The organism is Bradyrhizobium sp. S69, from assembly GCF_009766005.1.
Classification (GTDB): domain Bacteria; phylum Pseudomonadota; class Alphaproteobacteria; order Rhizobiales; family Xanthobacteraceae; genus Bradyrhizobium.
Map to the genome: position 1 here is coordinate 147,499 of NZ_LMUK01000046.1, position 17,408 is coordinate 164,906.

At 62.4% G+C, this 17,408-nt stretch carries 18 protein-coding genes; 13 read left to right on the forward strand and 5 right to left on the reverse strand.

The window, feature by feature from the left end; genetic code table 11:
* Positions 1 to 9 precede the first annotated feature (9 nt).
* Positions 10 to 1,392 carry an aminotransferase-like domain-containing protein gene (locus GSQ88_RS25410; RefSeq protein ID WP_159010518.1) on the reverse strand — a complete coding sequence of 461 codons (1,383 nt, stop codon included), beginning with the start codon at positions 1,390 to 1,392 and terminating at the stop codon, positions 10 to 12.
* A 340-nt stretch (positions 1,393 to 1,732) separates the two neighbouring features.
* On the opposite strand from GSQ88_RS25410, the gene GSQ88_RS25415 reads away from it, so the two are divergent.
* From GSQ88_RS25415 to GSQ88_RS25460, 10 genes are all read left to right on the forward strand, one after another.
* Positions 1,733 to 2,215: an MSMEG_0572/Sll0783 family nitrogen starvation response protein gene (locus tag GSQ88_RS25415; protein ID WP_159010519.1), complete on the forward strand. Its 483-nt coding sequence runs from the start codon at positions 1,733 to 1,735 to the stop codon at positions 2,213 to 2,215.
* A 30-nt stretch (positions 2,216 to 2,245) separates the two neighbouring features.
* Positions 2,246 to 3,304, forward strand: coding sequence for a Nit6803 family nitrilase (locus GSQ88_RS25420; RefSeq protein WP_159010520.1), 1,059 nt, complete (start codon positions 2,246 to 2,248; stop codon positions 3,302 to 3,304).
* A complete protein-coding gene (locus GSQ88_RS25425; RefSeq protein WP_159010521.1) occupies positions 3,213 to 4,349 on the forward strand; it encodes an MSMEG_0568 family radical SAM protein in 1,137 nt (378 codons plus the stop codon). Before GSQ88_RS25420 ends, GSQ88_RS25425 begins: the two co-directional genes overlap by 92 nt.
* Positions 4,346 to 4,894, forward strand: a complete 549-nt coding sequence (locus GSQ88_RS25430) for an MSMEG_0567/Sll0786 family nitrogen starvation N-acetyltransferase (protein WP_159010522.1) — start codon at positions 4,346 to 4,348, stop codon at positions 4,892 to 4,894. Before GSQ88_RS25425 ends, GSQ88_RS25430 begins: the two co-directional genes overlap by 4 nt.
* On the forward strand, positions 4,894 to 5,889 hold the full coding sequence (locus GSQ88_RS25435; RefSeq protein ID WP_159010523.1) for a sll0787 family AIR synthase-like protein: 996 nt from the start codon (positions 4,894 to 4,896) through the stop codon (positions 5,887 to 5,889). The genes GSQ88_RS25430 and GSQ88_RS25435 overlap by 1 nt, the downstream gene beginning before the upstream one ends.
* Before the next feature lie 65 nt (positions 5,890 to 5,954).
* Positions 5,955 to 7,088 carry an MSMEG_0565 family glycosyltransferase gene (locus GSQ88_RS25440; protein ID WP_246785002.1) on the forward strand — a complete coding sequence of 378 codons (1,134 nt, stop codon included), beginning with the start codon at positions 5,955 to 5,957 and terminating at the stop codon, positions 7,086 to 7,088.
* Positions 7,081 to 7,392 carry an MSMEG_0570 family nitrogen starvation response protein gene (locus GSQ88_RS25445; protein ID WP_159010525.1) on the forward strand — a complete coding sequence of 104 codons (312 nt, stop codon included), beginning with the start codon at positions 7,081 to 7,083 and terminating at the stop codon, positions 7,390 to 7,392. The genes GSQ88_RS25440 and GSQ88_RS25445 overlap by 8 nt, the downstream gene beginning before the upstream one ends.
* Before the next feature lie 14 nt (positions 7,393 to 7,406).
* Positions 7,407 to 8,693 (forward strand): MSMEG_0569 family flavin-dependent oxidoreductase, encoded by a 1,287-nt coding sequence (locus tag GSQ88_RS25450; protein WP_159010526.1) that lies wholly within the window; start codon positions 7,407 to 7,409, stop codon positions 8,691 to 8,693.
* 178 nt (positions 8,694 to 8,871) lie between these two features.
* On the forward strand, positions 8,872 to 9,639 hold the full coding sequence (locus GSQ88_RS25455) for a transporter substrate-binding domain-containing protein (protein WP_246785049.1): 768 nt from the start codon (positions 8,872 to 8,874) through the stop codon (positions 9,637 to 9,639).
* 530 nt (positions 9,640 to 10,169) lie between these two features.
* A complete protein-coding gene (locus GSQ88_RS25460; RefSeq protein WP_159010527.1) occupies positions 10,170 to 11,309 on the forward strand; it encodes a hypothetical protein in 1,140 nt (379 codons plus the stop codon).
* A 221-nt stretch (positions 11,310 to 11,530) separates the two neighbouring features.
* Here GSQ88_RS25460 and GSQ88_RS25465 read toward each other — a convergent pair whose 3' ends face one another.
* Both GSQ88_RS25465 and GSQ88_RS25470 read right to left on the reverse strand, forming a co-directional pair.
* Positions 11,531 to 12,328, reverse strand: coding sequence for a substrate-binding domain-containing protein (locus GSQ88_RS25465; RefSeq protein WP_159010528.1), 798 nt, complete (start codon positions 12,326 to 12,328; stop codon positions 11,531 to 11,533).
* 213 nt (positions 12,329 to 12,541) lie between these two features.
* Positions 12,542 to 13,765 carry a polyhydroxyalkanoate depolymerase gene (locus GSQ88_RS25470; RefSeq protein ID WP_159010529.1) on the reverse strand — a complete coding sequence of 408 codons (1,224 nt, stop codon included), beginning with the start codon at positions 13,763 to 13,765 and terminating at the stop codon, positions 12,542 to 12,544.
* A gap of 179 nt (positions 13,766 to 13,944) precedes the next feature.
* Between GSQ88_RS25470 and GSQ88_RS25475 the strand changes: the two genes are divergently transcribed.
* Positions 13,945 to 14,598 carry a glutathione S-transferase family protein gene (locus GSQ88_RS25475; protein WP_159010530.1) on the forward strand — a complete coding sequence of 218 codons (654 nt, stop codon included), beginning with the start codon at positions 13,945 to 13,947 and terminating at the stop codon, positions 14,596 to 14,598.
* 92 nt (positions 14,599 to 14,690) lie between these two features.
* The gene (locus tag GSQ88_RS25480) at positions 14,691 to 14,828 is read left to right on the forward strand and encodes a hypothetical protein (protein ID WP_159010531.1); all 138 of its coding nucleotides are present in this window, start codon (positions 14,691 to 14,693) and stop codon (positions 14,826 to 14,828) included.
* 90 nt (positions 14,829 to 14,918) lie between these two features.
* Here the strand turns inward: GSQ88_RS25480 and GSQ88_RS25485 are convergent, their stop codons facing one another.
* Positions 14,919 to 15,140: a hypothetical protein gene (locus GSQ88_RS25485; protein WP_159010532.1), complete on the reverse strand. Its 222-nt coding sequence runs from the start codon at positions 15,138 to 15,140 to the stop codon at positions 14,919 to 14,921.
* Between the two features lie 167 nt (positions 15,141 to 15,307).
* Here GSQ88_RS25485 and GSQ88_RS25490 point away from each other — a divergent pair, with 167 nt between their 5' ends.
* On the forward strand, positions 15,308 to 15,667 hold the full coding sequence (locus GSQ88_RS25490; RefSeq protein ID WP_159010533.1) for a hypothetical protein: 360 nt from the start codon (positions 15,308 to 15,310) through the stop codon (positions 15,665 to 15,667).
* 273 nt (positions 15,668 to 15,940) lie between these two features.
* Here GSQ88_RS25490 and GSQ88_RS25495 read toward each other — a convergent pair whose 3' ends face one another.
* Positions 15,941 to 17,173: an ABC transporter substrate-binding protein gene (locus GSQ88_RS25495; RefSeq protein ID WP_159010534.1), complete on the reverse strand. Its 1,233-nt coding sequence runs from the start codon at positions 17,171 to 17,173 to the stop codon at positions 15,941 to 15,943.
* Positions 17,174 to 17,408 lie beyond the last annotated feature (235 nt).

The following is a 17,408-nucleotide window of genomic DNA, read 5'->3' on the forward strand; positions in this document are numbered from 1 at the left end:
GCGGCGTTTCTAAAGAAACGCCGACGCCAGCGCCGGCGATTCGGTCAGTGCGTGCGTCATGTATTCCAGTCCGGCGGCGAGCCGCGGACGGCCGATCGGGCCGCCCAGGCACACCCGCACGGCTTCCGGCGGCGGGCCGCTGGAAGTGAAGGCGTCGCTGGCGACCATGCCGATTCCGGTCGAGCGCATGTGTTCGACGAAGGCGGCGCGATTCCACGGCGCCGGCACCTCGAGCCAGATGTTGAAGCTCAGCGGATCGCTCTGGTAGATTCCCTTCGGCAATATCTCGGAAACCAGCTTTTGCCGCGCGGCGGTCTCGTTGCGGATGAAGCGCAGCAGCGTGTCGGCGGTGCCGTCCTCGATCCAGCGCGTTACCAGGGCTACCGTAAACGGCGAGGCCATCACGGTGGCGGCGCGAAGCGCTGCCGCGAACGGCCAGGTCGAACGGGTGTCGGGAACCACGACATAGGCGGCGCGCAAGCCAGCACCGATGCATTTGGCGAGACCGGCGACATGCCATGTCAGATCGGGGGCGATCGCGGCAAACGGCGCATGGCCATGCGGTGGGATAAATCCGTAGGCGTCGTCCTCGACGATCGGAAGCTTGAAATGGCGCGCGGTGTCGGCGATGTCGCGCCGCCTCTGGTCGCTGATCGTCAGCGTGGTCGGGTTCTGTAGCGTCGGGTTTAGGTAGAGCGCTCTAGGTTTTGTCTTCTTGCAGGCGTCGGTCAGCGCATCGACGTCGATGCCTTCGGCGTCCATCGGCAGGCCGATCAAGGTCAGCCCGAGCTGGGCCGCGATCGAGCGGATTCCGGGATAGGTGATGGCCTCGCACAGAATGGCGTCGCCCGGCTTGGCGAGAATGGTGAGGATGCCGAGCAGCGCCGGATGTGCGCCCGGCGATATGAAAATGCGTTCCTGCGCCGGCACCAGCGCGCGGCGGCCGAGCCAGCTCGAAGCCGCGTCCTTGTCGGCCTGGGTGCCGCCGAATCCCTGGTAGCGCAGCAGCGAGACGATATCGCGCGATACAAACTCGACGCCGGCCTGCATGCGTTCGATCAGTTCGGGATCGTCGGGCTCCGGCGGCAGGTTCATCGAGAGATCGACGGGGCGTGGCGGCGGCATCTGCTGGCCACGCCGCGGCTTCGGCTTGTCGCGAACGAAGGTGCCTTGTCCGACCTTGGATTCGATCAGGCCGCGTTTTTGCGCCTCGACATAGCCGCGCGCGACCGTGGTGAAATCGACATCGAGACGCTTGGCGAGCTTGCGTTGCGGCGGCAATCGATCGCCGGCGGCCAATCGTCCGGCGCCGATGTCATCGGCGATGGCATCGGCGATTGCGAGGTAGTGCGGCTTGTCGCTGGTGGCGAGATCGGGTGTCCAGTCGGCCATGAAAGCTCACATTCCAGGGGTCATTATTGACTGCATATTGTTGCATTTGTTTATGGTAATGCAACTTCTCGCGCGCGATGTAAATATCTGACAGCAATGCTGCCCGATCGGTTCCGTCAATCGCTTTTTGCTCACCGGAAATGCAGGCTGCACAGCATTTCTACGCATATTTTTGCAGCAGTCATTTCCATCCAATCAAAAATCCATTCAAGATTGAATGTATAATTGATCGTAAATTGACTGTTTTGATGATCGGTTGTGCAAAACGTCAATTGGCACGTCCGTTGCAATATTCCGCGTACGCCCGGCCGACGTCCGGAGCCAACGCAAGGAGTGCAACATGCCAGCCGTCACAAAGCCCGCGAACCAAAAGGGCGATCACCTCGTCGATTACGAGCAAAAGGTTTTCGAAGACGTCAAAGCCAAGCCCGGTGAAAAGGCGCTCGTCACATTCCACACCGTCGCGTTCGAAGGCTCGATCGGTTTCGTCAACATGCTGCAGGCCACGCGCCTGATGCGCAAAGGTTTTGAAACCTCGATCCTGCTCTACGGCCCCGGCGTCACGCTCGGCGTGCAGCGCGGTTTCCCGAAGCTCGGCGACGAAGCGTTTCCGGGTCACCAGAATTTCAACAACACGCTGGTCAAGTTCATGGCCGAAGGCGGCAAGGTTTATGCGTGCCGCTTCGCGTTGCAGGCGCTGTACGGCCATGGCGAGGGTGCGCTGATCCCCGGCATCATCCCGATCAGCCCGCTCGATGTGCTGGACATCACGCTGCTTCATCGCAACGAAAACGCCTTCATGCTGCACACGTGGACGCTCTAAGCCACGGCATCTGAAACGAGCGAGGCGGACATGGCCGAGAAACAGATCATCAGGGTCGCCGCGGTGCAGATCGCGCCCGATCTCGATACGCCGACGGGGACGCTCGACCGCGTCCTCGCGGCGATCATTGAAGCGGCGGCAAAGGGAGCGCGTCTCGTCGTATTCCCCGAGACGTTCGTGCCCTGGTATCCCTATTTCTCGTTCATCCGCCCGCCGATGCTCTCGGGTGCCGAGCACATCCATCTCTATGACAACGCCGTCGTCGTCCCCGGTCCGGTGACCGAGGCGGTGGCGGCGGCGGCGCGCCAACACAACATCGTGGTCGTGCTCGGCGTCAACGAGCGCGACCATGGCACGCTTTACAACGCGCAACTGGTTTTCAATGCCGACGGCAGCTTGGTGCTGAAGCGCCGCAAGATCACGCCGACATTCCACGAGCGCATGATCTGGGGGCAGGGCGACGGCGCCGGGTTGAAAGTGGTCGATACATCTGTCGGCCGGATCGGCGCGCTGGCCTGCTGGGAGCATTACAATCCGCTCGCCCGCTACGCCCTGATGGCGCAGCACGAGGAAATTCACGTCGCGCAGTTTCCGGGCTCGCTGGTCGGGCAGATCTTTGCCGACCAGATCGAGGTCACGATCCGCCACCATGCGCTGGAAAGCGGCTGCTTCGTCGTCAACGCCACCGGCTGGCTGACCGAAGAACAGATCGCCAAGATTTCGCCGGAAGAAGGTCCGCGCCGCGGCCTGCGCGGCGGCTGCATGACCGCGATCATCTCGCCCGAAGGCAACCACATCGTGCCGCCGCTGACCTCGGGCGAGGGCATCCTGATCGCCGATCTCGACATGGCGCTGATCGTCAAGCGCAAGCGGATGATGGATTCGGTCGGCCATTATGCGCGGCCGGAACTGCTGTCGCTGCTATGGGACGACCGCCCCACCGCTGCCATGCGCAAATCCCACTCCACACCGTCTTTCTCCACTGCAGGAGCATCCGATGAAACCGATTCCGGCTTCCGAAACGCCGAGGCCGATCCCGACCGAGCAGCTGATCAACGAGTTGCAATCCTTCGGAGTTCGTCTCGTTGATCCCAAGGCCGGCGGCGACAGCCGCCGCGGCGGCGCCGGTCCCTCCGACCATATGCCGATGACCATCGACGGCGCGACCGTGATGATCCCGGTGCATAACGCGCCGGCATTCGAGAGCCCGTACATCGTCGCCAAGCCCGATGATCTCGGCCGCAGCCAGGTCAGCCGCGACGGCGCGGTGATCGGCGAGGTCAAGTTTCAGTTGCGGCCGCGCTTCTATGAACGCTCGACCGCCGACGGCATTCCCTATTCCAAGATCGCGACCTTGCACGGCCGCGATGTGCTGGCGACCACCATCCTGCAGACCTGCATCCGCTATCAGAGCCGTACCAAGACCTGCCAGTTCTGCGCCATCGGCCAATCGCTCGCCGCCGGCCGCACCATCGAGCGCAAGACGCCGCAACAACTCGGCGAAGTCGCCAAGGCCGCGGTCGAGCTCGACGGCGTCACCCACATGGTGATGACGACCGGCACGCCGCCCGGCAACGACCGCGGCGCAAAGATCCTGTGCGAGAGCGCGATCGGCGTCAAAGCCGCGGTCGATCTGCCGATCCAGGGCCAATGCGAGCCGCCCGACGACGACATCTGGTTTGAGCGGATGCGCGACGCCGGCATCGATTCGCTCGGCATGCATCTGGAAGCCGTCACCGAAAGCGTCCGCGCCCGCATCATGCCCGGCAAGGCGCAGGTCTCGGTGGAGCGCTATTTCAAAGCGTTCGAGGCCGCGGTGCCGGTGTTCGGCCGTGGCCAAGTCTCGACCTATATCCTCGCCGGCCTCGGCGACAGCAAGCAAGAAATCCTTTCGATCTGCGAACGCCTGGTCGGTGTCGGGGTCTATCCCTTCGTGGTGCCGTTCGTGCCGATCGCTGGCACGCCGCTGGAAAGCCACCCGACGCCACCGCCGTCGTTCATGCACGACATTCTCTCCCCGCTCGCCGACATGCTGGTCGATGCCGGTATGAAGTCGAGCAGCATCAAGGCCGGTTGCGGCAAATGCGGCGCGTGTTCGGCGCTTTCGACCTACGAGAAGAGGGTGCGGGCATGATCTTCGAACCGTTCAGGCCGTTTCTGGCCAGCGCATACCAGATCAAATACGCCACCGAAGCCTGGGAAAAAAATGGAGCCGCCGCGCTGCGCCGGCAGGTATTTTGCGTCGAACAGGGATTGTTCGACGGCGATGACCGCGATGCGACCGACGAACGCGCGATCCCAATCGTGGCGATCTCCCTGTTTGGCGTCGCCGCCGACGCCGTGGTCGGAACCGTTCGTATTCATCCGCATCCGGAAGACCCGGGCGTCTGGTGGGGCTCGCGGCTGGCGGTGACGGGGCAATATCGCCGGCTCGGTGCGGTCGGCACCGGATTGATCCGGCTCGCGGTGGCGTCTGCGCATGCGCGCGGCTGCCATACGTTTCTCGGCAACATCCAGAGCCAGAATGTCGATCTGTTCCGACACATGCACTGGCGCACGCTCGAGGAGGTCGAGCTCTACGGCAAGTCGCATCACATGATGCAGGCCGATCTTGATTTTTATCCGCCGTTCAAGGAGCCGGAAATCGGCTTCCTGTCACTGCCGAAGCTGGCCGCGTGATGACCGGCGCGCTCACTTTGTCCGCACTCGCCGAGCGGCTGCGCCGCTGCAGCGGCATCGCGGCCAAAAGCGATATCGCCACTGTCGCGAAATCGCTCGGATTGTCCGGCGACGACGTCATTCCGGTCGGCGACGATTGCGCCGCGATCCCCGACGGCGACGGCTATCTGCTGTTTGCGATCGAAGGTTTCATGAACGAGTTCGTCGCAGGTGATCCCTGGTTCGCGGGCTGGTGCGGCGCGATGGTCAATATCTCCGACATCGCCGCGATGGGCGGCCGGCCGATCGCGGTGGTCAACGCCATCTGGGCCGACGGCGAAGCCAACGCAGCACCGGTGCTGGCCGGGCTGAAGGACGCGGCGAAGGCGTTTGCGGTGCCGGTGGTCGGCGGCCACACCAATATCAGGACCGATCGCGGCCAGTTGTCGGTGGCGATCCTCGGCCGCGCCAACAGACTGTTGACCAGCTTCGATGCCGAGCCCGGCGATAGCCTGATCGCGGCGATCGATTTGCGCGGCCGCTACCGCGAGCCGTTCTCGAACTGGGAAGCCGCGACCGACGCGCCGCATCAACGTCTGCGCGGCGATATCGAGCTGCTGCCGTTGATCGCCGAAGCTGGCCTTTCGCGCGCCGCCAAGGATATCAGCCAGGGCGGCATCGTCGGCACCGCGGCGATGCTGGCCGAATGCTCCGGCGTCGCCATCGATATCGACGTCAACGCTATTCCAAGACCTGGCGAGGTCGCGCTGGAACGCTGGCTTTTGACCTTCCCGAGTTTTGGCTATCTGTTGTCGGTGAAGCCCTGGAACGTCCAGGAGATCATTGCGCGCTTCGCGGCGCGGGACATTGCGGCGGCCGCGATCGGCGCGGTCTCGCACGGCAGCCGCGTCACCATCGGCGATGGCGCCTCGTCCGAGACGATCTGGGATTTCGCCGAAAGGCCGCTGATCGGCGCCGGCGGCCGCGCCGGGGTCGCGATGGGGGCGGTCGCATGACCCCAAGTGCTGCTCAAAGCCCTACTCAAAGTCCTACTGAAAGCCCCGCGCCATTGCGAATTGCCATGCTCGCGCATTCGACCAATCCGCGCGGCGGCGTGGTGCATGCGATCGAGCTTGCCGACAGCCTGACGCGATTGGGGCATCAGGCGGTGGTTCATGCGCCGGACGCCAGCGGCAAGGGGTTTTTTCGTGCGCCATTGTTGCCCGCGGTCGCGGTCATGGCACAGCCCGCTGCCAAGGATGTCGCCGACATGGTGCGGGCCCGGATCGCCGACTATCTCTGGCATTTTGAAATCCCAGAGAATCGCGCGTTCGATATTTTTCACGCGCAGGACGCGATATCGGGCAATGCGCTCGCGACCCTGAAGCAGCGTGGGCTGATCGGCCGCTTCGCGCGCACGGTCCATCACATCGATCATTTCAGCGATCCGCGGCTTGCCGAATGGCAGACCCGTTCGATCGTCGAGGCCGACGAATTATTCGTGGTCAGCGAGCTCTGGCAGAAGCATATTTTGTCGGCGTTCGGCCGAGACTCTATCGTGATCGGAAACGGCGTCGACACCACGCGCTTCAGCGCTGCGCCGCGCGCCATCGACCAGGAGGTGCGCACCAAATACGGCATCAACGGCAGCCATGTATTGCTCTCGGTCGGCGGCATCGAGGAGCGTAAGAACAGTGTCCGGATTCTCGAAGCGTTTGCGCAGGTGCTGACCATCCACCGCGATGCGCAACTGGTGATCGCCGGTGGCGCCTCGCTGCTCGACCATGGGCTCTACCGAAAGCAGTTCGCAGCATTGCTTGCCGCCAACGGGATTCTCGATCGCGCGGTGCGCTGTCTCGGCCCGGTGCCGGATGCGGAGATGCCGTCGCTGTATAGGTTGGCGGACGCGCTGGTGTTTCCATCGGTCAAGGAAGGCTTTGGTCTCGCCGTTCTGGAAGCGATGGCGAGCGGTACGCCGGTGGTGACGTCGCGAATCGAGCCATTCACCGAATATCTGCACGAGAGCGATGCGGTGTGGTGCGATCCGATCAATGTCGGCTCGATCGCCAATGCGATGGCGATGGTGCTGACCGAGCCGCTGCGGTCGCGGCTGGCGCAGCGCGGCGTCCTGGTCGCGCGCCAGCACGACTGGAGCAACACCGCACGCGCCCATCTGCCCGGATATCAACGGCTGACGGAGTTGCAGCATGCCTGAGATGCTGTTCCACATTCGCCGGCCCGACGGCGCGAACGAGCAATGCTATTCGCCGTCGCTGGTGATCAAGGATCACCTCGCGGTCGGCGCCAGCTACGACGTTGCCGATTTCATGCAGCGTTGCCGAATTGCGCTGACCATCGCCAGCGATCGGGTGCGGGAAAAATACGGCTTTGCCTGCTCGCGGGCGATGGGGCAACTCGCGCGGCTGGAAGTCGCCGCCGAACGTTTCCGTGCAACGCCCCAAGATGTTGTGACCGATGCCGTGACCGGCCTCGTGACCGTCACGTCTTTTCAAGAATAACAAAGGAGAGTGCCATGACCTCGTCCTCCAGTCCGGACAAAAACCTGCCCGCGCATATCAGCGTCGTCGTGATCGGCGGCGGCCAGGCCGGCCTTGCCATGAGCTATCAGCTCACGCAAAGCGGCATCGAACACGTGGTCCTGGAGAAGAACCAGATCGCGCATTCCTGGAAGACCCAGCGGTGGGATGCGTTCTGTCTGGTGACGCCGAACTGGCAATGCCAGTTGCCCGGCTATCCCTACCAGGGCTCGGATCCCAAGGGTTTCATGCTGCGCGATGAAATCGTCGGCTATGTCGAAAGCTATGCCAGGCATTTTTCGGCGCCGGTGAAGGAAGGCGTCGCGGTCACCCGCCTGCGGCAAGAGCCGAGCGGCGGCTTTGCGCTCGAGACCAGCGCCGGCCACATCTCGGCGGATGCGGTGGTGCTCGCGGTCAGCGGCTATCACCTGCCCAAGATACCGCAGATGTCGGACCGGCTGGACCGTTCCGTGAGCCAATTGCATTCCTCGGCCTATCGAAATCCAGAACAATTGCCTGATGGCGAGGTGATGGTGGTCGGCACCGGCCAGTCCGGCTGCCAGATCGCCGAAGACCTGCATCTTGCCGGGCGCAAGGTGCATCTGGTGGTCGGCAGCGCGCCGCGCTGTCCACGGGTCTATCGCGGCCGCGAGGCGGTCGAATGGCTCGACGACCTCGGCCAGTACGATCTGCCGGTCGATCAGCACAAACTGAAGGAGAACGTGCGCAAGAATGCCAACCATTATCTGACCGGGCGTGACGGCGGTCGCGACATCGACCTGCGCAGGTTCGCACTGGAGGGCATGTCGCTCTATGGGCGGCTGAAGGATATCCAACACGGCCAGCTGCAATTCGGCGATGATCTCGTGGCCAATCTCGACAACGCCGATCGGGTCTATAACGGGATCTGCGGCCTGATCGATGAGCACATCGCGCGCAACGCGATCGAGGCGCCGTTGCAGCCGCATTATCAGCCGGTCTGGCAACCCAAGACGCCCGCCGCGACGCTCGATCCGGTCGCGGCCGGAATCAGCACCGTGATCTGGACCACCGGGTTCCGGTCGGACTGGTCGTGGATCGAGTTACCGATCTTCGACGGCGCCGGCTATCCGACCCACCGGCGCGGCGTCACCTCGATGGAGGGCGTGTATGTGCTGGGGCTGCCCTGGCTTTATACATGGGGTTCGGGACGTTTCGTCGGCGTCGGTCGTGACTCGGATTTCATCGCCAAGCACATCGTCGCGGGCTCCGAGAAGGCCGCCGATCAGTCGGTCGCGGCGTAACGCCATGCTTCGCGCGAAATTTACCGGTTTGGACCGACATTCCGGGTTTCCACGCCACCGCTGATCGACCATAACGGTCGATCAAGGCCCGACGATCAATAACGGGCCAATGGTGGAGAATCCCATGCCTGTTCCGTTCATGTCTGTTCAGTTCGTGCCGTACCTTGCCGGCTTCGCGATGATGGCGGCGATGATGGCGGCCGGTCCCGCCAGCGCCGATGCCCTGAAAGATGAAATCGCGGCCACCGGCAGGCTGCGGGTCGCGATCGCGATCAGCCCGGCCGGCGGCGCGTTCTGGTCGACCAAGACCGAGCAGGGCGGCTATGCGGGTGTGCCGGTCGATCTCGGCAAGGTGATGGCGGCGCAGCTTGGCGTGCCTGTCGAATATGTCGCCTACCAGAACTCGGGCCAGATCACCGACTCCGCCGGCAAAGGCAATTGGGATGTGACGTTCCTGCCAAAGGATCCGGAACGCGAGAACAAGATGTCGTTCGGGCCGATCTATGAGGTCGCGGACGCCACCTACATCGTCAAGGCAGGCTCGCCGGTGACGAATTTTGCGATGCTCGACCAGCCCGGCATCAAGGTCGCCGCGGTCAACAACACCACGACCATGCGCGGCGCGGTGGCGCATCTGAAGAACGCCAAGGTCACAGGTTACCAGACCTATGACGAGATCTTCGGCCTGCTCGGAAGCGGCGAGGTCGATGCGTTCGCGCTGTCGCGCGACCAGCTCAACGCCATGGCGAAGAAAATTCCGGGCACCCGCGTGCTCGATGAGACGTTCAAGCAGACCGTCACCGCCGTGGCTGTGCCGCTGAACCATCCGCAATCGCTGGCGTTCGCGGCCAAGTTCATGACGGACGCCACGACCGACGGCACCTTGCGCAAGGCCTATGACAATAACGGGTTAAAGGACACGCCGATCCGGACCCAGACCAGGTAGGACGTCAGCCGCCCGCGTGCGGGGATGGCATTGGCTTGTCCCCGCATCTGATTTGGGCGTCATCCTGAGAGGGCTTTGAAGCTATCTCAGACGTCATCCTGAGGTGCGAGCTCTTGCGAGCCTCGAGGATGGCCGCAAGTACCGAGCTGAACAGCATCCTTCGAGACGCGGCGAAGACGCCGCTCCTCAGGATGACGGCGGGGATACTCATCTGCCGAGGGCGCATCGCCGGCGCGCGGCGCAACGGCATTTTCCTCAGCACCGCTTGCCGATAAATTACACAGAGCAACGCGCGTTGCTCTTCCTGAAAATGGCAGGCTTGGCCGGAACGCGCGGCCCAACGCCGCGCCTCAGCTTGAGCTAATATACTGTGCTATATCGGCTTTTTGCTGACCGGCGCGCCGCCAGGAGGACATCAAGAGCCTGTGTGACGCTCCACGCTCCAACTGGCCCAAAATTCGCTTAGCTCCATTCTGAGGCCTGTGCGCATGGGCGAGCTAGCCCCGGCGCGCCTCAGCTTGGAGGGTGCGATGAACGTGCATGCTGCGGTCGATCCCAAATGGTCCGGCCTGACCAGTCCGAACGGCAAGCCCCTGCATTTGAACACGCAGGATTTCCTCGTCATCGATCGCGATCGGGATGCCACGTACGAGGCGACCTATCGCCCGCAGGCGCTTTATAACCGCGCGCAAGAAGGTTTCCACGCCAACAACGAGACTTTCCTGCTGCATGAAGTCGCGACAAATCTACCGATTTACCTCCCCGATACCGGCCCCACCGATTTCCATCTTCATCTTCCGCCGGGCGGTTTCCAGCTCGTGCTGGTGACCTCGGGCATGTTCACCTTCGACTACGATGGGCGGTTCTATTATGTCGGGCCCGGCGCGGTGATGCTGCAAAGTGCGATCGTGCATCGCCAGCTGTTTTACACCTGGTCAGGTTTGTCCACCGAAGAAAACCTGAAGACGCCGCAGACGGTGGTGCCGGATCCGATGTCCATGGGCTACTCGGGAAAATTCCTCGAAGCCTTCGTGACCGATCCGACGACCTTTCCGAACCCGACGATTGTCGGTCCGGATCAGATCAACGAAGCCGAAACGCCGCGTGTCGCATGGAGCCATCCGTTGCATGATCGCCCGGCCGACGCAGGCTTTTGGCTGCAAGACCCGCTGGCGCTGGATGCGCTGTTCAAGCCGCTGACGGATGGCGCCATCAAATCGGCCACGCCGGTTTACGTGCGCGATATCGGCATCGAGATTCCGAGCGGGCGTCTGGCGACCGGTCACATCATTGCGACCGATCCGCGCGGCCAGTCGCTGCTGCCGAAGAGCACGTCGGCAACAGCGGACGCAGCCTCTTTCGCCAAAGGCGAGGTGGTTATTTATCGTGTCATTCGCGGCACCGCCGAATTCAAGGATAATGCCGGCAAGAGTTTTGAACTTGCGACCGGTGACGTGGTGACAGCCGGCAAGAACGCGACGCAGCTCGTGGGCTTAGGCGAAAATACCCAGGTGCTTCGGCTCGGCCTTCTGAAGGGCCTGGAGAATCTGCGCAGCTGGACGCCGACGCAGCGTGACGAGATCGACGGCCTCGCCGGCAAGATTATTACGCAAAAAGACGTTCGTCCCGTGCGCACCGAAGGCAAGCCGGTCGGGTATCTGTACGCGTAGAACATGATGAAATTGATCGGCCGCGATTTCCCTTCACCTCTCCCGTTGGGAGAGGTCGGCGCATAGCGCCGGGTGAGGGGTTAAGGCCTCTCGATTGGAATAAGAGCCCTCACCCGATTTGCTTCGCAAATCGACCTCTCCCCGTCGGGGAGAGGTGAAGGAAAGCGCACGGTTAGCCCTGGCTCAATTTAATCTCAATCCCTATCGAGCCCCCCGAACGCCTAATTGGTCGCGCTGGCGGGGATCGGGTCCATGCCGCTGTTGACGATCGTGTCGTGCGCCGCCGGCGAGGTGAGGAATTTGATCAGCGCTTTGCCGGCGTCGGGTTCTTTCGACACGCTGGCGATGCCGGCCGAGAACACCGTGATCTTCTGCAAATCGGCCGGCAGCGGCCCGATAATATCGATGCCGGCGACCGGCTTCAGTTCGCTGATTTGTTGCAGGCCGATCTCGGCGTCGCCCTTGGCGACGATCTCGCCGACCGGCGTGGCCGGGATCTGTCTCGCTTTGCCTTTCATGGCGTCGGTGATGCCGAGCTTGGCGAACATTTCGGTCGAGACGTAGACGCCGCTGGCGCTATCGGAATAGGCGATGGTTTTGGCCGCGAGCAGCGCCTGCTTGACCGCGTCGGCCGAACTGATGTCGGGCCTCAGTGCGCCCGACTTCACCGCAATGCCGATCGGCGATTTCACCAGATCGACCTTGCTGCCGGCGATCACCTTGCCCTGCTTGACGAGGTCATCGAGCGCATAGCCCACCATGATCAGGACATCGGCGGGCTCGCCACGGTCGAGCCGCACCGGAATGGCGTTGACGGTGGTGCCCATCGACGGGCCGTACGCGATCAGCACCTTGTTGCCGGTCGCGCGCTCGAACTCCGGCGCCAGCGCCTTGAACGCCGCCGTCAGTCCGCCCGAGATCATCACCCTGACCTCGGCGGCATCGGCCGCGCCTGAAAGCAGCGCGGCGCCGACGAAACCGAGCGCGAGCGCGCGGAAAAGGGTGCGTTTTGAAGTCATGATATTCCTCCCGGGGACGACTTGAGCGGCCGTGCTTGATGATCGGGGATGCTATCGCGGGAAGGTTGGTTCGCCTAGGTCAATTGGAGACAAACCGCTCCTCCACGTCATTGCGAGGAGCGAAGCGACGAAGCAATCCAGGAACACAAGCAAAGCTGGATTGCTTCGTCGCAAGTGCTCCTCGCAATGACGTCGAGAGGTTTGCGCCTCAGCTCACGAATTGACGTGCACGAAATCCCGCAGCAGCGGATAGATTTCGTTGTTCCAGCGCTTGCCGGAGAACACGCCGTAATGGCCGACGCCGGCCTGCATGTGGTGCACCTTGCGATAGGCGCGCACGCCGGTGCAGAGGTCTTGCGCGGCCAGGGTCTGGCCGATCGAGCAGATGTCGTCCTTTTCGCCTTCGACAGTCATCAGGCCCATGCGCTTGATCGAGGCCGGGTTCACCGGCCGGCCGCGCCAGGTCAGCTTGCCCTGCGGCAACAGATGCTCCTGGAACACGTCGCGAATGGTCTCGATGTAAAAATCCGCCGGCAGATCCATCACCGCGAAATATTCGTCGTAGAAGGTCTTGATGGTGTCGGCCTTCTCTTTCTCGCCCTTGGCCAGATGATCGGCGAGATCGACGTGCTGCTTGATGTGGCGCTCGAGGTTCATCGACACGAACGCGGTGAGCTGGATGAAGCCGGGATAGACCTGCCGGAACGCGCCCTTGCATTGCAGCGGCACGTAGTTGATCAGGTTCTTCTCGAACCACTCGATCGGTTTGCTCTTGGCGAAGTCGTTGACCTTGGTCGGCTGAATCCGCGTATCGATCGGCCCTGCCATCAGGGTCAGTGTCGCCGGCCGCGCCGGGTGATCGTCCTCCGACATGATCGCGGCCGCCGCGAGCGCGGACACCGACGGCTGGCAGATCGCCACCATATGCGCGCGCGGGCCGATTTTATCGAGGAAGGTGATGAGGTGCTCGGTATATTCGTCGAGGCCGAACTTGCCCTGGTCGAGCGGGATGTCGCGCGGATTGTGCCAGTCGGTGATGTAGACGTCGTGATCCTGCAGCAGCGTTTTTAACGTGCCGCGCAACAGCGTTGCGAAATGGCCGGACATCGGCGCCACCAGCAGCATGCGCGGCTGTTCCGGCGCGCCTTGCTTCTTGAAATGCAGCAGCGAACCGAACGGCGTGGCGTAAGTGACTTCCTCGGTCACCTCGAGCTCGCGATTTCCCACCATCACGCTGCCGATGCCGTAAGCCGGTCGCGCATAGGTCAAACTGGTCCGCGAGATCAGCTCCAGCGCCGCGGCGAGCCTCCCGAACAGTTTGTCCGAGACACCTTCCGGGACGAGATTGAGATATCTCAGTGCCGATGCGGCTCCCGCCCGCCATGGCGCAGTCATGTCCATGTGGTTCTGATAGGCCTGATACATCATCGACATCATCCACACTTGCCCCACGCCGCTCTGTTGCTATGCAATATCGAAGCCAGCCGGGAGTCAATCAGCCCTACAAATTGGCAGGTCCGCACAAACTGGCACGTCGCTTGCTGCTTCAAATGCGCGGAGCATAAACATTGGGCAGTCGGCCCAGCGGGCGTTCGGGCGCGTAAGGGGAAAGCCATATGGCGAAAGCGACACTAACGATCAGCAGCAAGAACTATTCGTCCTGGTCGCTGCGTGGCTGGCTGCTGACCAAATTCTCCGGGCTGGAGTTCGACGAAGTGGTGACCGCGCCGGACGATGCTTCGGCGCGGGCCGAGATCCTGCTGCTGTCGTCCTCCATCCTGGTGCCGTGCCTGCGGCACGAGGGCGCCACCGTCTGGGATACGCTGGCGATCGGCGAATATCTCAACGAGGTGATGCCGGACGCCAAATTGCTGCCGGCCGACCGGGTTTTGCGAGCGCATTGCCGCTCGATTTGCGGCGAAATCCATTCCGGCTTTACGACGCTACGGGCTTCGCTGCCGGTCAATCTGAAAGGCCATTTCCCCAACTTCAAGATCTGGTCGCGGGCGCAGGCCGATATCGACCGGATCTGCATCATCTGGCGCGAGTGCCTGGCCAAATCCGGCGGGCCATTCCTGTTTGGTGAGCGCTCCATGGCGGACGCGATGTATGCGCCGGTGGTGACCCGCTTCATGACCTACGACGTGAAGCTCGATCCGCAACTGGCGGCCTATGCCGGCACCATCATGGCGATGCCCGAGATGCATGAATGGGTCGAGGCCGCCAAGGTCGAGCCCGCCGAAATCGAAGAGCTTGAGGTCGAATATTAGGCAATCGGTGCCACCGCTGCCTGTTTGCCGGGCTCAAGCTTGCGGGCAGGCATGGCTCAATTTGATGCCGAGACGCTGCCGGAGAATGCGCGATGTCATCGCCGGAGGAATTAACGTTTGTGCTGGGCCGCAAGCTGCTCCTGATCGTGGCCCTGCTGGATGTGGTGCGCCGGCTGCGGGCGGCGCCGATATCTAGCCGTGAACATCCGGGTACGGAGGTATCAGGCTGATTCGGGCGCGGTTCGTTCTGCCCGCGTTCCGAATCCTAACCGGCTCTCAAAACGCCGGCCGTCCCCGTTGCAATATGGCACAGGCCGCATTTAAAGCGCCGGATTGGCGGAACGGGGCAGGCGCCAGCCGACCACGGTCGCCTCGACAGCGCCTCCGGATTCGTTGTTGCGCCACTCGCCATCGACGAAACGGCAGGCGAACGGCAGCTGATAGGTGCCGCTGTGGTCCTCGCACAGCACCTGCACCGGCTGATCCGGCGGCGGATCGCCTTGGCCGTTGAACTCTGCGAGACGCCGTTCGCGCGTAGCCATTCTGCTTTTCTCCATGACGGCCGCCTGCCGGTATTTTCGCGCCAGGCGCGGTTTCGTCCGACCACACCGCGTGAATGAGGTTTCCGTGTGATATCCAGATGGTATCCTGGGCATCCCGCATTCCGCTCGCAACAAATTGACGAGCCTGTTTTCGAAAGAGGCTTCCGATGATTGGCCGGATCGTTATCGCGCTGGCGGTGCTCGCGCCGTGCCTGCTGCTACCCGCGAAGATTCGGGCGCAGGATGTTCCGGGCATCGAGATCTGCACCGTCGAGAAGACCATGGAACGGCGCACCTCCTGCCTGCAGAGCAATGTCGATTTCCTGCAAAAGACCATCACCAAACTTGCCGCCGATCACCAGCAGAAGCTCGATGCCGCCAACCGCCAGATCGAAACCCTGAAGCTGAGCTTGGCTGGCTTGCAAAAGATCGTCGACGATGTGCAAGCCGCGCAGAAGAAGACGGCGGAAGATTTGAAGAAGAAGGCCGACGCGGCGGTGCCGAAGGATGCGGTGGGCGCGAAGTAGAGTAGAGTGCCGTCATAGCCGGGCGTAGCCGTCTGAAGGACGGCGTCGCTTCAACTCGCGTATGACCCGACATCCATCGCTCTTCACGAAGAGTCTTCGAAGAAGAAGGATTGCCGGGTCAAGCCCGGCAATGACAATCGGTGTTGCAGCAACGGCACCGTCATCCTGAGGTGCGCGCCATCTTCGGCGCGCCTCGAGGGATGGTGTTCAGCGTAGTGCTTGCGGCCATCCTTCGAGGCGCGCAAGGGCGCGCACCTCAGGATGACGTTCTCCCTAGCTACTCTTCTCGCCCGACATCACGGGTCCGAACAATTCCCAGCTCTCGCCCTTGAAGCGCATCATCTGCAATTGCTCGAGTGGGGCAAAATCGGTCGGGCTGGTCTTGATCTTGGTACCCGGCAGATAAACGCCGAGCTCGAAGTTGAGGTTGGCCGCCTGCTTCATGACGTTTTCGCGGGTGAGGTTGTCGCCGCATTGCCTCAGCACCTGTTCGAGGCCCCTGGCGACGCCGTAGCCGAAGGTGGTGGAAGCGTCCGTCTGATCGCCTTCGGGATACCATTTGGTCATGAAGGCGCGCCATTCGTTCATGGCGGGATCGTTCTTCCATGTTGAATCCTGAGGGTCTTTCAGATAGGACGCGCTCAGGACGCCCTGACCGGCTGGAAGGCCGGCCGGCTTCATCACGCCACCGACCGAAGCCGACACGTTGGTGACGAACTGCACCGGGTGCCAGTCGAGCTCGGCGACCTTCTTGATCGCCTGGGCGGCGAATTTCGGTGTCGCGATGTTGATGAAGATGTCGGGGTTGGCGCCCTTGATCTGCACCACCTGCGAGTCGACCGTCGGTGAACTTGTTTCATAGGAGCTTTCGACCACGATCAGCTTGCTGGCCTGATCGCCAAAGCCTTCGTGCAATCCGGTGACGTAGTCCTTGCCGAAATCATCGTTCTGGTAGAGCACACCGATGGTCTTGCCGGGGTAATTCTGCAGGATGTATTTGGCGTAGATGCGCGCCTCGACCTGGTAGCTCGGCTGCCAGCCCATGGTCCACGGAAAGTTCTTCGGGTCGTTCCATTTGGCGGCGCCGGTCGAGACGAACAGCTGCGGCACCTTCTTGGCGTTCATGTATTTGTGGATCGCGGTGTTGCCCGGCGTGCCCAGCGGATTGAAGATCAGGAGCACCTCGTCGTCCTCGACCAGCTTGCGGGCCTGCTCGACGGTTTTCGGCGGGCTGTAGCCGTCATCATAGGAGATGAAGTTGATCTTGCGGCCGTTGATGCCGCCTTCGGAATTGATCTTGTTGAAATAGGCGGCCTCGGTCTTGCCGATCGTGGCATAGGCCGATGCCGGGCCCGAATAGGGCATGATGTTGCCGATCTTGATCTCGGTGTCGGTGGCGCCCGGATCATATCTCTTCTGCGCGTTGGCGGTGCCCGCCACGGCGACCGCGAGCAGTCCCGCAAGCACCGCGGATTTGGCGTAGTTCAAGACGTAATGGTGCATCATCGTCCTCCCTGACGTTCCGGCCGAGGGCTCAGGCAGCCTCTGTTGGGCAGCTCGTTGAGCCGTCGGATTGAATGCTTCGCCAGTATGCACGTTTGAATGGAGCTTGCCAGCGATGGCTTTGGGGTTAATTTCGACCGCAAGGACTGTCAAATACGGCGCCGGCGAAGCGATCATGATGCGAGCGCTTCGAATGAAGGCCCACATCCTCGACCTGACCCAACACTTGCCTCAAGAC

Excerpts from the sequence above, each read along its gene's own strand:
- GSQ88_RS25410 (WP_159010518.1), bottom strand. The coding sequence starts at position 1,392 with ATGGCCGACTGGACACCCGATCTCGCCACCAGCGACAAGCCGCACTAC.
- GSQ88_RS25415 (WP_159010519.1), top strand. The coding sequence starts at position 1,733 with ATGCCAGCCGTCACAAAGCCCGCGAACCAAAAGGGCGATCACCTCGTC.
- GSQ88_RS25420 (WP_159010520.1), top strand. The coding sequence starts at position 2,246 with ATGGCCGAGAAACAGATCATCAGGGTCGCCGCGGTGCAGATCGCGCCC.
- GSQ88_RS25425 (WP_159010521.1), top strand. The coding sequence starts at position 3,213 with ATGAAACCGATTCCGGCTTCCGAAACGCCGAGGCCGATCCCGACCGAG.
- GSQ88_RS25430 (WP_159010522.1), top strand. The coding sequence starts at position 4,346 with ATGATCTTCGAACCGTTCAGGCCGTTTCTGGCCAGCGCATACCAGATC.
- GSQ88_RS25435 (WP_159010523.1), top strand. The coding sequence starts at position 4,894 with ATGACCGGCGCGCTCACTTTGTCCGCACTCGCCGAGCGGCTGCGCCGC.
- GSQ88_RS25440 (WP_246785002.1), top strand. The coding sequence starts at position 5,955 with ATGCTCGCGCATTCGACCAATCCGCGCGGCGGCGTGGTGCATGCGATC.
- GSQ88_RS25445 (WP_159010525.1), top strand. The coding sequence starts at position 7,081 with ATGCCTGAGATGCTGTTCCACATTCGCCGGCCCGACGGCGCGAACGAG.
- GSQ88_RS25450 (WP_159010526.1), top strand. The coding sequence starts at position 7,407 with ATGACCTCGTCCTCCAGTCCGGACAAAAACCTGCCCGCGCATATCAGC.
- GSQ88_RS25455 (WP_246785049.1), top strand. The coding sequence starts at position 8,872 with ATGATGGCGGCGATGATGGCGGCCGGTCCCGCCAGCGCCGATGCCCTG.
- GSQ88_RS25460 (WP_159010527.1), top strand. The coding sequence starts at position 10,170 with ATGAACGTGCATGCTGCGGTCGATCCCAAATGGTCCGGCCTGACCAGT.
- GSQ88_RS25465 (WP_159010528.1), bottom strand. The coding sequence starts at position 12,328 with ATGACTTCAAAACGCACCCTTTTCCGCGCGCTCGCGCTCGGTTTCGTC.
- GSQ88_RS25470 (WP_159010529.1), bottom strand. The coding sequence starts at position 13,765 with ATGATGTCGATGATGTATCAGGCCTATCAGAACCACATGGACATGACT.
- GSQ88_RS25475 (WP_159010530.1), top strand. The coding sequence starts at position 13,945 with ATGGCGAAAGCGACACTAACGATCAGCAGCAAGAACTATTCGTCCTGG.
- GSQ88_RS25480 (WP_159010531.1), top strand. The coding sequence starts at position 14,691 with ATGTCATCGCCGGAGGAATTAACGTTTGTGCTGGGCCGCAAGCTGCTC.
- GSQ88_RS25485 (WP_159010532.1), bottom strand. The coding sequence starts at position 15,140 with ATGGCTACGCGCGAACGGCGTCTCGCAGAGTTCAACGGCCAAGGCGAT.
- GSQ88_RS25490 (WP_159010533.1), top strand. The coding sequence starts at position 15,308 with ATGATTGGCCGGATCGTTATCGCGCTGGCGGTGCTCGCGCCGTGCCTG.
- GSQ88_RS25495 (WP_159010534.1), bottom strand. The coding sequence starts at position 17,173 with ATGATGCACCATTACGTCTTGAACTACGCCAAATCCGCGGTGCTTGCG.